Annotated in this window: 12 protein-coding genes and 2 tRNA genes; 3 read left to right on the forward strand and 11 right to left on the reverse strand. The window is 33.3% G+C overall.

Annotated features, from left to right (window positions below; all coding sequences use genetic code 11):
* Positions 1-161 precede the first annotated feature (161 nt).
* Genes infB through rimP form a run of 3 tightly spaced genes read right to left on the reverse strand, consistent with a single transcriptional unit; the run spans position 162 to position 4832 of the window.
* Positions 162-3041, reverse strand: a complete 2880-nt coding sequence (gene infB / locus BOW55_RS15045; protein WP_129024778.1) for a translation initiation factor IF-2 — start codon at positions 3039-3041, stop codon at positions 162-164.
* A gap of 59 nt (positions 3042-3100) precedes the next feature.
* Positions 3101-4354: a transcription termination factor NusA gene (gene nusA, locus BOW55_RS15050; protein ID WP_089052704.1), complete on the reverse strand. Its 1254-nt coding sequence runs from the start codon at positions 4352-4354 to the stop codon at positions 3101-3103.
* Positions 4355-4367: 13 nt separating this feature from the next.
* Positions 4368-4832: a ribosome assembly cofactor RimP gene (gene rimP / locus BOW55_RS15055; protein WP_164973666.1), complete on the reverse strand. Its 465-nt coding sequence runs from the start codon at positions 4830-4832 to the stop codon at positions 4368-4370.
* Between the two features lie 174 nt (positions 4833-5006).
* Between rimP and BOW55_RS15060 the strand changes: the two genes are divergently transcribed.
* The gene (locus BOW55_RS15060; protein ID WP_129024779.1) at positions 5007-5831 is read left to right on the forward strand and encodes a universal stress protein; all 825 of its coding nucleotides are present in this window, start codon (positions 5007-5009) and stop codon (positions 5829-5831) included.
* A 74-nt stretch (positions 5832-5905) separates the two neighbouring features.
* Here the strand turns inward: BOW55_RS15060 and BOW55_RS15065 are convergent.
* Positions 5906-5976, reverse strand: a tRNA-Gln gene (locus tag BOW55_RS15065).
* A 109-nt stretch (positions 5977-6085) separates the two neighbouring features.
* Positions 6086-6156: transfer RNA gene (locus BOW55_RS15070), tRNA-Gln, on the reverse strand.
* A 245-nt stretch (positions 6157-6401) separates the two neighbouring features.
* On the opposite strand from BOW55_RS15070, the gene BOW55_RS15075 reads away from it, so the two are divergent.
* A complete protein-coding gene (locus tag BOW55_RS15075) occupies positions 6402-9683 on the forward strand; it encodes a DUF2723 domain-containing protein (RefSeq protein ID WP_129024780.1) in 3282 nt (1093 codons plus the stop codon).
* 92 nt (positions 9684-9775) lie between these two features.
* A complete protein-coding gene (locus tag BOW55_RS15080; protein ID WP_089052700.1) occupies positions 9776-10411 on the forward strand; it encodes a polysaccharide deacetylase family protein in 636 nt (211 codons plus the stop codon).
* A 21-nt stretch (positions 10412-10432) separates the two neighbouring features.
* Here BOW55_RS15080 and BOW55_RS15085 read toward each other — a convergent pair whose 3' ends face one another.
* The 6 genes from BOW55_RS15085 to BOW55_RS15110 all read right to left on the reverse strand — a co-directional run bounded on the left by BOW55_RS15085 (position 10433) and on the right by BOW55_RS15110 (position 14900).
* Entirely contained in the window at positions 10433-10735 is a 303-nt protein-coding gene (locus BOW55_RS15085) for a co-chaperone YbbN (protein ID WP_089052699.1), read from the reverse strand.
* Between the two features lie 71 nt (positions 10736-10806).
* Positions 10807-12042, reverse strand: a complete 1236-nt coding sequence (locus BOW55_RS15090) for a metallophosphoesterase (protein ID WP_129024781.1) — start codon at positions 12040-12042, stop codon at positions 10807-10809.
* A gap of 175 nt (positions 12043-12217) precedes the next feature.
* Entirely contained in the window at positions 12218-12403 is a 186-nt protein-coding gene (locus BOW55_RS15095) for a hypothetical protein (protein WP_129024782.1), read from the reverse strand.
* Between the two features lie 108 nt (positions 12404-12511).
* On the reverse strand, positions 12512-13846 hold the full coding sequence (locus tag BOW55_RS15100; RefSeq protein WP_241686587.1) for a cell wall metabolism sensor histidine kinase WalK: 1335 nt from the start codon (positions 13844-13846) through the stop codon (positions 12512-12514).
* Positions 13847-13855: 9 nt separating this feature from the next.
* A complete protein-coding gene (locus BOW55_RS15105; RefSeq protein WP_129024783.1) occupies positions 13856-14530 on the reverse strand; it encodes a response regulator transcription factor in 675 nt (224 codons plus the stop codon).
* A gap of 187 nt (positions 14531-14717) precedes the next feature.
* Positions 14718-14900, reverse strand: coding sequence for a hypothetical protein (locus tag BOW55_RS15110; protein WP_129024784.1), 183 nt, complete (start codon positions 14898-14900; stop codon positions 14718-14720).
* Positions 14901-14935 lie beyond the last annotated feature (35 nt).

Raw genomic sequence — 14935 nt, forward strand, 5'->3', positions numbered from 1 at the left:
CACATCCTATTAATCAAACCCAACAACACGCAGCAAGACATCCTACAAAGAAAACATCAAAACATATTACCTAGCAAAAAAAATCTCTTATCAATGCCAAACAGTTTTAAACAAAAAAAATCCCGAAAAAATCGGGATTTATATCTAAAATAGAAATTCTACTATTTAAGTTTCTTTTTGATAGCAACTTCATGATAAGCCTCAATAACATCATTCATTTCAATATCATTGAATCCTTTTATTTGGATACCACAGTCATAACCTTTAGAAACTTCTTTAACATCATCTTTAAAACGTTTTAAAGCAACTAATTCTCCGGTATGTACCACAACTCCATCTCTAATAACTCTAATTTTAGAGCTTCTTAAAATCTTACCGTCAGTTACCATACATCCTGCAATTGAACCAACTTTAGAAATTTTGAAAATCTCACGAATCTCAGCCGTTCCTAAAATTTCCTCTTTCATTTCAGGAGCTAACATTCCTTCCATTGCATCTTTCAAGTCATCGATAGCTGCATAAATAATAGAATAATAACGGATATCAATTTCTTCTTTATCAGCAAGCTGTCTAGCATTTCCAGCAGGACGAACGTTAAATCCAATAATGATCGCATCAGAAGCAGAGGCCAACATAACGTCAGTTTCTGTAATTGCACCAACACCTTTATGGATAATATTAATTTGAATTTCTTCAGTAGAAAGTTTAGAGAACGAATCTGATAATGCTTCAACAGATCCATCAACGTCTCCTTTAAGGATTACGTTCAATTCTTTAAACTGACCAAGAGCAATACGACGACCAATTTCATCAAGTGTAATATGACGTTGTGTACGCACAGATTGTTCACGCATTAACTGAGAACGTTTAGACGCAATTTGCTTAGCCTCTTTTTCATCTTCGAATACATTAAACTTATCACCAGCAGTTGCAGCACCATCTAAACCTAAAACAGATACCGGAGTCGAAGGACCAGCTTCTAAAACTGTATGACCTCTTTCATCATGCATTGCTTTAACTTTTCCATGGTGTTTTCCAGCAAGCATATAATCTCCAATTTTCAACGTACCTTGTTGTACTAAAATTGTCGAAACATAACCTTTTCCTTTATCCAAGAAAGCCTCAACAACAGTTCCTTGTGCAGCTTTATTTGGATTCGCTTTTAAATCTAAGATTTCAGCTTCTAATAAAACTTTCTCTAATAATTCTTTTACTCCTGTTCCAACTTTCGCAGAAATATCATGTGACTGAATTTTTCCACCCCAATCTTCAACAAGTAAATTCATACTGGCCAAACGCTCTTTAATTTTCTCAACATTAGCATTTGGTTTATCAATTTTATTGATTGCAAATATAATTGGCACTCCCGCAGCTTGTGCGTGAGAAATTGCCTCTTTTGTTTGCGGCATGATATCATCATCCGCAGCTACTACGATAATAGCGATATCTGTAACTTGAGCTCCACGTGCACGCATCGCGGTAAACGCCTCGTGACCTGGTGTATCTAAGAATGCAATTTTCTGACCATTATCAAGAGTAACTCCATAAGCCCCAATGTGCTGTGTAATACCACCCGACTCTCCAGCGATAACATTTTCTTTACGAATATAATCCAGTAAAGATGTTTTACCGTGGTCAACGTGCCCCATTACAGTAACAATAGGCGCTCTAGTTACTAAATCTTCTTCTTTATCTTCAACTACCTCGATAGCTTCCTCGATATCAACAGTAATAAACTCAACTTCGTAACCAAATTCATCAGCTACAATTGTTAATGTTTCAGCATCTAAACGCTGATTCATAGTAACCATGATACCCAAAGACATACAAGTTCCAATTACTTTTGTAATCGGCACATCCATCATGATGGCAATTTCACCTACAGTAACAAATTCAGTAACTTTAATTGTTTTACTTCCTTCGTCAAGAGCTCTTTGCTCATCATCAGATTTCTGACGGTGCGTTTCTCTTTTATCTCTTCTATATTTAGCCGCTTTAGATTTCCCTCCTTTACCTTGAAGTTTTTCAAGAGTCTCTCTAATTTGGTTTTTTACTTCTTCTTCAGTAGGCTCAACTTTAGCTACAATAGCCGGACGGTTTCCTTTTACAAAACCAGGTCTCGCACTTCTGTTTGCATTAAATCCGCCACCGCCGTTGTTTGGCGTTATCTTGTTTGGATTTGGAGTCCCCGGTGCATTACCAGCCCCTTGAGGTTTTGGCGCCCCTGGAGTTCCTTGTTTAGGAGCAATCCTTTTACGCTTATTCTTATTAGCATTATTCCCAACACCTGGCGCACCCGGTTTATTAGGCGTAATTTTAGGATCTTCTTTCTTTTTCTTAGGTTTATTAAATTGAGATAAGTCAATTGTCTGCCCCGTAAGAGTTGTTCCAGATAATTTCTGGTATTGAGTAGTGATTGTTTCTTCGGCAGTTGCAGGATCTGTTGAAACAATAGGCTCTTGCGCTGTTTTTGAAACTTCAGCTTTAACTTCTTTTTTCTCTGTAATAATAGGTTTCTCTACCTTTTTTTCTTCAGAAACTACAGGAGCCGCTGGCTCAGGCTGTACAACTTCTTTCTGAACTGGTTTTTCTGGTTGAGTTGGAGTAATAACTGCTTTTGGCTCTTCAGCTTTAACTGGCTCCTCAGTAGGAGTAGAAACAACTGCAGGTTTCTTCGGATTTAAATCTATTTTACCTACTTGCACAGGTCCAGTTACAACCGCTCTCGCTTTTATAATCTCCTGTTGCTTTTGGCGCTCCTCATCTTGTCTGCGTTTGTCTTCAATTTCTTTCTCACGCTCTACACGTAATGCTTCTTTTTCTTTTCTTTTCTCTTCTCCAACCTCTTTAGAAGCTTCCTTATTCCCCTTATCGCCCGCAAATTGGCTTTGCAGGATATTAAACTCACTGTCAGAAATTTTCGCGTTTGGATTTGCATCAATAGCAATACCCTTATCTTTTAGATAATCAACAGCTCTTTCTAACGAGATATTTAATTCCCTTAAAACCTTATTTATTCTTATTACTCTCTCTTCAGACATATAACCTTTTTATTATTACCTTTTTCGTTGTGTTGTTAGAGCCAGACTTCAGCCATTAACTAGCTGTCAAACTCTTCTTTTAGTATCTTCATAACATCTAGAATCGTTTCCTCTTCTAAATCTGTTCTTCTTACTAAATCTTCTACTTCTTGTTTTAAAATACTTTTTGCAGTATCTAAACCTATCTTAGCAAATTCTTCGATTACCCATTCTTCAATTTCATCTGAAAACTCTGTTAATTCAACATCGTCTTCATCTGCAACTGTACCAGCAACATCACCTTCACGAATAACATCTAATTCATAACCCGTCAATTGACCCGCTAATTTAATATTGTGACCACCTCTACCAATCGCCTTAGAAACTTCTTCTAATTTCAAGAATACTTCAGCTCTTTTATTTTCTTCATCAATTTTGATTGAAGAAACTTTCGCAGGGCTTAATGCTCTTGTAATAAACAATTGAATGTTATTTGTGTAGTTAATTACGTCAATATTTTCGTTTCCTAATTCACGAACAATTCCATGAATACGAGAACCTTTCATACCAACACAAGCTCCAACTGGATCAATTCTATCATCATAAGAATCTACCGCTACTTTTGCTTTTTCACCAGGAATACGCACTACATTTTTAACTGTAATCAAACCGTCGAATACTTCTGGAATTTCTTGTTCAAATAATTTTTCTAAGAACTTCTCAGAAGTTCTAGACATAATAATTTGAGGTTTGTTTCCTTTCAATTCAACGCTTTCAATGATTCCACGAACATTATCTCCTTTACGGAAAAAGTCAGATGGAATTTGTTTTTCTTTTGGAAGTACAATTTCGTTTCCTTCATCATCAACTAAGATAACTACTCTTGGACGCACGTGGTGTACTTCTGCAGTATAAATATCACCAATAATATCTTTAAATTGTTTATAAAGATTTGTATTATCGTGTTCGTGAATTTTAGATATTAAGTTTTGACGCAAAGCCAAAATAGCTCTTCTCCCTAAATCAATCAATTTAACCTCTTCAGAAACTTCTTCACCAATTTCAAAATCCGCTTCAATCATTCTTGCTTCAGTCAAAGTAATCTCTTCGTTTTCAAAATCAAGATCTTCGTCAGCAACAATTACTCTTCTTCTCCAAATCTCCATATCTCCTTTATCAGGATTTATAATGATGTCGAAGTTATCATCAGAACCGTATTTTTTCTTTAATGCATTTCTAAACACGTCCTCTAAAATTGCCATAAGCGTTACACGATCAATAAGTTTATTGTCTTTAAACTCTGAGAATGAATCGATTAATGCTAAATTTTCCATGCGAATTCTTTAATTAAAATGTTACTGTAACAATTGCCTCTTTAATTTCTGTATAAGGTATTTGCTGCTCTTTTTGAACTGTTTCTTTTCCTTTTCCTATTTTTTTCGGTTCTCTTGCTTCCCAAGACAAAATTATAAAAACATCGTTAGCTTCTACTAATTCTGCTTCAATTTTTTCAGTATTTGTAGTAACAATCAATGTTCTACCAATATTTTTCTTGTATTGTCTTACCAATTTCAAAGGAGACCCTACTCCAACTGATGCTACTTCAAGAGAAAAATCTTGTTCTTCACGATCCAAGTTATTCTCAATTGCTCGACTAATATCGATGCAATCCTGCAGCGCCACTCCTGTATCACCATCTAAACCTACACTAATTTTAAAAGCATCAGAAACAGCCAAATCAATCAAAAAGATTGACGGCTTTTCTAAAAGAGCCTCCGCAATTAATCCGTTTACTTTTTCTTTAAATGTCATAATTTTATAAAAAGAGGGGACACTTAGTCCCCTCATTATTTAGATTTTAATAAATAACGGTGCAAATATAGTGATTTTTTTATAAATCAAAATAAATAGATCGCTCTAAAAATATTTCTTATCTTTATAGAAGCATTAATTTAACAGAATTTCTCATTATTTAACCCAAAAACCATGAAACAAATTCTAGTACCTACTGATTTCTCTGAACACGCAGAAGACGCCTTAAAAGTCGCTGCGCAAATTGCCAAAAAAAACAACTCCGAAATCATCATCCTTCATATGCTTGAACTTCCAAGCCAAATGAACGATGCCGTTTTAGGCGGCACCAGCATTCCCGAAACCATGCTATTCATGAAAAAAGCAAACGAAATGCTGGACGAAATTTCATCAAAACCATACCTAGACGGCATTCAAGTGACTGAAATCGTAAAAATGGACAGGCCGATTCACGGAATCACTCAAGTAAGCAAAGACCACAATATAGATTTAATTGTAATGGGATCTCACGGCTCTTCTGGCGTTGAAGAATTACTAATAGGCTCCAACACCGAAAAAGTAGTACGCAATTCTGATATTCCTGTTTTGGTAATCAAAAAAGACATCAAAAATTTTAATGCATCCAATATCGTATTTGCTTCTGATTTTTCAGAAGAAGCAAAAAAACCATTCAAAAAACTCCTTGACTTTGCCAAAACATTCCAATCAAAATTGCATTTAGTTATAATTTGCACGCCAAACAGCTTTAAAACTACACACGCAGCAGAAAAAGCTATAACCGATTTCATCACGGAGTTTAACCTCTCAGATTACACCACAAATATTTACAACGATACTAATATCGAAAAAGGAATCATAAACTTTTCTAACAAGATAAACGCAGATATCATTGGAATGTGTACACACGGAAGAACTGGTTTTGCGCACTTTTTTAACGGAAGTATCAGCGAAGGCTTAGTAAATCACGCCGTTAAACCTATTATTACTTTTAAAATATAAAAAACATCCAAGCAAAATAAACACACTTAAATTTACGGCATAAAAAAAACCTCTCGAATGAGAGGCTTTTTATGTTGGTCTACTAGGACTCGAACCTAGAAAGACTGCACCAAAAACAGTTGTGTTACCATTACACCATAGACCAATAGCGTTGTTAAGCGGGTGCAAAATTATAACTTTATTTAGTTTATGCAAATTTTTAGAGATATTTTTTTTTGCATAAAAAAAGCCTCTCGAATGAGAGGCTTTTTATGTTGGTCTACTAGGACTCGAACCTAGAAAGACTGCACCAAAAACAGTTGTGTTACCATTACACCATAGACCAGCAGTGCTGTTAAGCGAGTGCAAATTTAAGCCTTTATTTAATTTGCACAAGCTTTTTTATCAAAAAAAATCATTTTTTTTTCATTTTTTACCTTCATACTTATTCAAAACATCAGAAGACACTCATAAACAACAAATTACTCTTCACTCATACTTTTATAGAATTTTTTGTTAATGCTCGTTTCTTTACACAAAAAAACATTTTCTTTGTAGGATTAAAAACATTCAAAATTTTAACACCTAAATATGGCACAATTCAATTTCAATAAATGGAATACAATTATTGGTTGGTTTGCATTTGCAATCGCTTTAATCACCTATACATTAACAGTTGAACCTACCATGAGTTTTTGGGATTGCGGGGAATACATAGCCACAGCGGCAAAATTAGAAGTAGGTCACCCTCCGGGAGCGCCTTTATTTCAAATGATGGGTGCCTTTTTTGCAATGTTTGCCATAGATGCGCAGCATGTAGCCTTAATGGTAAATATGATGTCTGTTTTTTCTAGCGCCTTTACAATATTATTCATGTTCTGGTCATCATCTATGATTTTAAAGAAAATCGTAGCTCGTTTTGCCGAAATTGACCAAAACAATTCTATTGTAATTCTAGGAAGTTCTTTTGTAGGAGCATTAGCTTACACTTTCTCAGACAGCTTTTGGTTTAATGCCGTTGAAGCCGAAGTATATGCAATGGCTTCATTACTTATAGCATTACTTTTCTGGCTGGGATTACGCTGGGAACAAGATATGGACAAGCCAAAAGGAAACAAATGGCTATTAATAATATCTTTAGTTGTTGGACTTTCGTTTGGTGTGCACTTTATGGCATTATTAACGATTCCATCAATCGGATTTCTTTATTATTTTAAGCATTACGAAAAAGTTACCATTAAAAACTTCCTTATTGCAAATGTTGTAGTAATTGGAATTTTGTTGTTTATCTTTAAGTTACTATTGCCTTTAACAATGGCATTTTTTGGTAAAACTGAAATTTTCATGGTAAACAGCATGGGATTACCATTTAATTCAGGAACTATTTTTGTTGTTTTACTTCTAGTTGCATTCTTCTATTTTGGATTAAAATTTACCAAACAAAAAGGTTTAATTTTTTACAACACTATTATACTTTGCATCTTATTTATATTTATAGGTTTTTCGACTTGGATGATGCTTCCTGTGCGTGCTAACGCAAATACAGTTATCAATGAAAACAAGCCATCGGATGCTGCCGAAGTTTTAGCTTACTATAATCGTGAGCAATATGGAGTAAACCCATTATTCTATGGTCCTCAATACACTGAAGTTTTCGCAGGTCTGGATGCCAAAAATCCATACTTAGACAAAAAACCTAACTACGAGAGAGACGATAAAACTGGTAAATATATCATTACCAACAATTATAAAAATGCAGATCAAAATTCTGATGACAATCAGAAAACAATTCTGCCAAGAATGTGGAGTACCGAAACTGGACACATCCAGAACTACATCAGCTTTACAAATCCGCCTAAATTCAGAATCAACCCTAATTACAATTATGAAGATGATTTAGCAAAATACGGAATTGACGCAAGCCAATTGAGCGAAGACGAATACAACAAAGCAACTGCTCAATTAAGAAATGAAGTTGAAAAAACGATTTCTGAATTTAAACATGCTTTCGCTCAAAAACAAATTGACAACGAAGGCTATGTTAAATTCTTACAAAGCTATAAAGACTATTTAATAATCGAAAAACCTTCAACTGTTGATAATTTCAGTTTCATGTTCGAATATCAATTCGGATATATGTACTGGAGATATTTAATGTGGAATTTTGTTGGACGCCAAAGTGATGTTCAAGGAAAATATGACAATTTAGACGGAAACTGGATTAGTGGAATCAAAGCTCTTGACTCTGTACATTTAGGATCTCAAGACAACTTACCTTCTGACGTTTTAAACAACAAAGGAAGAAATGTTTATTTTTTCCTTCCGTTTATCTTAGGTTTAATTGGATTAATGTACCATGCCAACAAAGATCTTAAAAGTTTTTATGTGCTTTTAGCGTTATTCTTATTTACCGGAATTGCATTAAAAATTTACCTGAACGAAAGACCTTTTGAACCTCGAGAAAGAGATTATGCTTTGGTAGGATCATTCTATGTCTTTGCAATTTGGATTGGTTTTGGAGTTTACTCTTTATACGAAAGTATCCAAAAATATATTACTCCAAAAATTGCAGGACCTATTATTATTGCCGGAAGTTTATTAGCCGCTCCTGTTTTAATGGCAGCGCAAAACTGGGATGATCATGATAGATCAAACAGATATACTGCTGTTGCAATGGCTAAAGCTTATTTAAGTTCATGCGATAAAGATGCCATTTTGTTTACTATTGGAGACAATGATACCTTCCCTCTCTGGTACGCCCAAGAAATTGAGCATTTCAGAACAGATGTAAAAATTGTAAATACCAGTCTTTTCATGACAGATTGGTATATAGACCAAATGAAAGCAAAATCATATGAATCTGACCCTCTGCCTATATCATTTACACATGAGCAATATGTTGGAGACAAATTAGATTACGTGGCTCATATTCCAAAGATAGAAACACGCTGGAACATAACTGATTTTATCGATTTTATCAAAAACCCTAAATCAACTGTAGGATTACAAAATGGGCAGACAATTCATTTTTACCCAACAAATAAGATTAGAGTAAACATTGATAAAAATGCTATTATTAAAAACAAAGTTGTAAATCCTAAATACAATGACTCTATTGTTCCTTATATGGACATAGACATTAAAGGGAGTGCAATCTACAAAAATAGATTAATGATGCTTGACATCTTAGCTAATAACAATTGGAAACGACCAATTTATTTTAGTGGAGGCGCTTTTGATGACGAGGATTATTTATGGTTGAAAAACTATTTACAGCTAGATGGAATGGTTTACAAACTGGTTCCTATTAAAAATGTTCCTTCTAAAGATGGCGGACCAATGGACATGGGACAAATTGACGCCGATAAAATGTATAACATTGTAATGAAATGGGACTGGGGCAACAGTGAAAGTGAAAAAATCTATCATGATCCAGAAACTAGAAGAAACAGCATTACTTATAGAACAAATTTATCTCGTTTAATGAACGAACTTATTGCCGAAGGTAAAATTGACAAAGCTAAAAACATTATCAATTTAGCGATTACAAAAATGCCGTTAGACAAGTTTGGTTATTACTCTTTAGTTGAGCCATTTGCTGGTGGATATTACAAAGTAGGAGAAAAAGATAAAGCACACGATTTATTAGAAAAGCTAGTTAATAAGTACAGAGAAAATCTAGATTATTACAAAACTTTGAGCGGTTCTGATCAAACAGATTTAGCTATTGACATTATCACTGATATTGAACGATACAGAAGCCTGCTGCAAGTAATGAAAGAAAACAACGATAAAGCTTTTTACGAAAAACACAAAACAACGTTTAATACGTATGTAAATATTTTTGAGCGTTTTGGACGCGAAAAAGAATAATATACGAAAAATATATTAATTAAAAAAATGCAGTACTGCTTGATAAACAGTGCTGCATTTTTTAAATTTACTTATCTCTAAATAAGTTAACAATGAGCTTTTATTGGGTAAAAACTAATTCATTCATAAAAACGGTGTTTTCTAAATATTGTTGGGACATTCCAAACAACGAAAAGAAAATATACCTAACCTTTGATGATGGCCCAACTCCAGAGATTACAGATTGGGTATTAGCTGAATTGAGAAAATTTGATGCAAAAGCTACCTTTTTTTGTATTGGAAAAAACATTAAAGCCAACTTATCCTTGTTTGAAAAGCTTATAACTGACGGACACAGCATAGGAAACCACACCATGAACCATGTTAATGGATGGAAAAGTAATAATGATGACTATATTGAAAATGTAAAAAACTGCGCTGCTATTTTAGAAGAAGAAAAAACATGTAATTTATTATTTCGCCCGCCTTATGGGAAGATCAAAAAGGCACAATCTAAAATTTTACGAAAATTAGGCTATAAAATAATTATGTGGGATGTTTTGAGCGCTGACTTTGACCAAAGTATTACTCCTGAAAAATGCCTCGAAAACGTTACAAAAAATGTAAAATCAGGAAGTGTAATTGTATTTCATGACAGCATAAAAGCTTCACCAAATTTAAAATTTGCTCTTCCAAAAACACTGCATTTCTTAAAAGAAAACGGCTATAAGTTTGATATTATTCACTAAATAATATGACTACCTTAACTTTTAAAAATCAAATTGATCTTGAACAATACCGATAAGAGTATTTGCATCAAGTTCTCCAGACTGTCTCCAGATCATTTGCCCTTCTTTATAAATCATCAATGTAGGTAAGCCCTTAATTCGCAATGCCTCAGCCAATTCTTGATTCTTATCTACATCAATTTTAATTACCTTAGCTTTGTCGCCTAGCGCAGCCGCAACATCCTTAATAACAGGATGCATCGATACTGATGATTCGTTCCAATCTGTGTAAAAGTCAATTAACACTGGAACCTGAGCATTTATAAGTTCTCCAAATTTTGACATAAAACCAAAAATTTAATTCTTTTAATCTAGTTAAAAAAGATAATTAATACAAATGTAGCATTTTTAACGAATTAAGCCACATTGTTCCCCTTTTTTAGTTCAATGACCGTTATTTCAGGCATAATTCCAACTCTTCCAGGATAAGCATGAAAACCAAACCCGCGGTTAACATAAACGTATCTTTTAGACTCTTCGTATAATCCTGCCCATTGTTTATAAATATATTGTGCGAGACTCCATTTAAAATACCCTGGAATCTCAATTCCAAATTGCATGCCATGAGTATGACCAGACAAGGTTAAATGAAAGTTTTTAGGATGTTTTTTTACCTCATATTCCCAATGACTAGGATCATGACTCATTAAAACTTTGAAATCATCTTGATTTACCTGCTCTGAAGCTTTATTTAAATCCCCGGCTTTCTTAAAATTTGCTCCCCAGTTTTCTACACCAATTAAAGCGATTTTATCATCACCTTTCTGAATATATCTATGTTCATTAAGCATTAAGTCAAACCCAATTTGACCATAAAGATTTTTTATGCCCTCAAAGTTCTCCCTTTTTTCTTTCTCAGAAGACCAAGTAACATACTCGCCATAATCATGATTTCCCAAAACAGAAAATTTACCATATTTATACTCTTTAATACGGTTGAACGTTTCCAGCCAGGGATACATTTCTTTAGCATGAGTATTTACAATATCTCCTGTGAACAAAATCATGTCAGATTCCTGCTCATTTATTAAATCAATTGCATAATTTATCTTTTCAGGATTATCAAAACTTCCGCTGTGTACATCTGAAATCTGAGTAATTTTAAAACCATCAAATGCATCTGGCAAATCTGGAAAAAAAATAGTTTGCTTGATTACCTTAAAATTATATTTTCCTTCAAATATTCCATAAATCAACGATAAAAAAGGCACTGCAGCCAATCCTAATGCTATCTGACTTACAAACTTTCGTCTCTCGGGCATCATTTCCTTACGCGGCGCATTATAAATAAAATAATTCAAAATACTAGCACCAATTCTAAAAATGTCTTCACTAAATAAAACTAATGTAATTACAATTTTCGGTACATAAACAAGTAACATTAAACCTGTTGTAAACATAAATTGTTTGGTTTGCCCAACAGATCGATCTACCTGAGAAAAAGAATAAATTATAAATACAAGAAGCAGTGCACTAATAATTTGATAAGCAGTTAAAACCCATCTTAATTTAATTAAAGTTCGGAAAGCTTGATAGGAATAGAACTCAATAAGCAAAAATAGAGCACATAGAATTACAAAACGAAGGATCATTTATTTACAGTTTTAAGCAAAGTAACAAAGAATGAAAATTTTATCGCTTTTTATTATCAAAAATTTAACTCAAACAAAAACAAAAGCCGATAGATTACTCTATCAGCTTTTTTATTACAATTTTTTTTCTAAAACCTTATGCCTAGCATAGGTTACTTTAGCAAACTAATGCTTTTTATTTTTTTGCTTTTGCTGCTTCTGGCTTAGCTGTTTCTGCTTTTGCAGTTTTCTTGTCCGCTTTTTTGTCTTTTTTAGGAGCTTTAGCCTCTTTTACTGGTGCAGCTTTTGCTGGAGTTGTTTGAGCGTTTATCATAGCAGTTGTTCCTAGAACAGCAATTGCTAACATTACTAATTTTTTCATGATTGTTTTTTTTTTGTTGATTATTATCTCTTATTTATAACCCAAAGGTAAAACCGTAAAATGAAGACAACATGAAGTTTTGCAAGTAAGAAAAATTTTAACAAATAATTAGATTTTAGCCATGTCAGGGAAAGATAAAGTAAAAATTGTTCCCTCATTTATATTTGACACAACTTTGATTTCAATATGATGAAAAACAGCTATACTTTTTGCTATCGCAAGACCCAGCCCCTGCCCTTCCTGATCAGAGCTAACTCTCGCAAACCTATTAAAGATGTTTTCAATTTGAGAATCACTCATCCCAATACCAGAATCTGCAATTGAAATATAATATTGATTTTGAATAAAACCATCGCCGACTATAATACTTCCGTTTGGTTTATTATACTTAATTGCATTGGTTACCAAATTATAAATAAGAATATGAAGCAAGGTTTTATTTCCTCTAAAAATCAAATCGTTCTTCATTTCATTTACAAATCGAATTCCTCTATCTTCAATTCGATCTTGCAGATCCTCCTCGACATCATTTATAATTTCATGAAAATTAATTTCCTCATTCGCTTCATATTGATTGTTTTCTATTCTAGAAATCAACAATAGATTATTGATGATTTTTTTCAGCATATCTAATGTCTTTAGCGAGCCAGCTATTTTATCAAAAGCGTTCTCATCTAAAGATTCATTCTGTAATAAATTCTCAAACTTGTTTTTAAGCAAAGCAATTGGTGTAAGAAGCTCGTGAGAAACATTCGAAATAAACTGTTTTTCTTTTTTAAACAGTTCCGAAATACGATCCATCATTTGGTTTAAAACCAAATCCAACTCTCTAAAATCACGTGATTTTGCTTTTATAGGCGTATGGTCAAAAACTTCAGGTTCATTGACACGCCTTATTTTTGTATCAATAATTTTATAAAATGGTTTCAATAAATACTCGATATAAACCGTATCGGCTAAAAAAGTCACTAAAAGAATGACAAACAAAACTATAATAATAAAAAACCTAATTATAAAAGTAAGATCATTTACCTCGCCAAGACTGCTGCCAATTTCAAGCTGATAACTTTCATTCCCAAAACTAAAATGATGTGTTAGAATTCTATATTCATTTTCTTCCCCTTCAATAATGCGAAATTCATTTGTAAAGGTTGTTTTCTTTTGATTAGGTTTAATTGGAGCTTTTGAAAGAACCAAGAACTCACTATGAAGTGTCGAAAACTGCGAATAAGTCTCGGTCGAATCGCCTTCATTTTCGATAAAATCATTAATTTCCTGCTGATTTAAATGCTCTATAAACTTTTCTTTTTTCTCAATAAGACCATTATTGATATGTCTATAAACCACCTTTTCGACTAAAATAGGAAGCATCAACCATAAAATTAAAATGACCAACAAGCGTGTCAGTGCATTAAAAATCGCTAATTGATGTTTTATTTTCACAATACTTGTTTATTCATTAATACGATAACCTACATTTCTAACAGTTTCAAACCAATCTATTGGCGCATGTTTATCTAATTTTTTTCGAAGATTTCGAACATGAACATCAATAAAATTAGAATCTGAATTAACCTCCAAAATATCCCCCCAAATATGCTCGGTTAATTGTAATCTCGTAATTACACGATTTTTATTCAAAACAAGATACTGAAAAATGTCGAACTCTTTTTTGGTCAAGTTTATCGCAATTTCATCAAAACTAACTTTGTAATCCTGAAGCTGCAACAAAAATCCGTGTATACTTAAATTATTCAAAGTAAAGCCATGAATTCTGCGGATTACAGCAAATAATCTTGCTCCAAGTTCCGTAAGTGCAAAAGGTTTTGTCAAATAATCATCGGCACCTAAATGAAGACCATTAATTCTGTCATCCAATTCCCCCCTAGCTGTAAGAACAATAACTGCAATTTTTGATTTTGTTTTACGAACTGCCTGTAAAACCTCAAAACCATCACCATCCGGCAATCCTAAATCAAGCAGCATTGCATCATAATCATTACTGTTAAACTCATCAAGAGCATCCGCGCAGTTATTTGCAATTTTACAAACATAACCCGCATTGCAAAGAAAGTCGTATACCTCTACAGCAAGCTCTTTATTATCTTCAACAATCAAAACATTCATAAAAAACATCTTTTAAGTGCAACTAAAATTAATCAATTATCAAAAATCAAATGACACATTATTAAAAAATTAACGAACAAAAAAAGCTGACAAATTTCTTCATCAGCTTTCTTCAACCGCATTCTCCACAATCATTAATCCTACTTTGCCTCCTTACAATCTTATGAAGACAAAGCGTTAGCAATGTTTATTTTTTCACGGTAGCAGTTTCTTCTTTTGGAGTTTCAGCTTTTGCTTTTTTGTTTGATTTATGATGGTGTTTTGTAGCTTTCACCTCTTTTGCAGGAGTCGCCTGAGTTGGAGTTGTTTGAGCACTAACCATTACACTTGTTCCTAAAACTGCTGCTAATACAATAAATAAATTTTTCATGATTTCTAATTTTTTTAATTAATTACACTTGTTTT

Source organism: Flavobacterium sp. YO12, from assembly GCF_004119495.1.
Taxonomy (GTDB): Bacteria; Bacteroidota; Bacteroidia; order Flavobacteriales; family Flavobacteriaceae; genus Flavobacterium.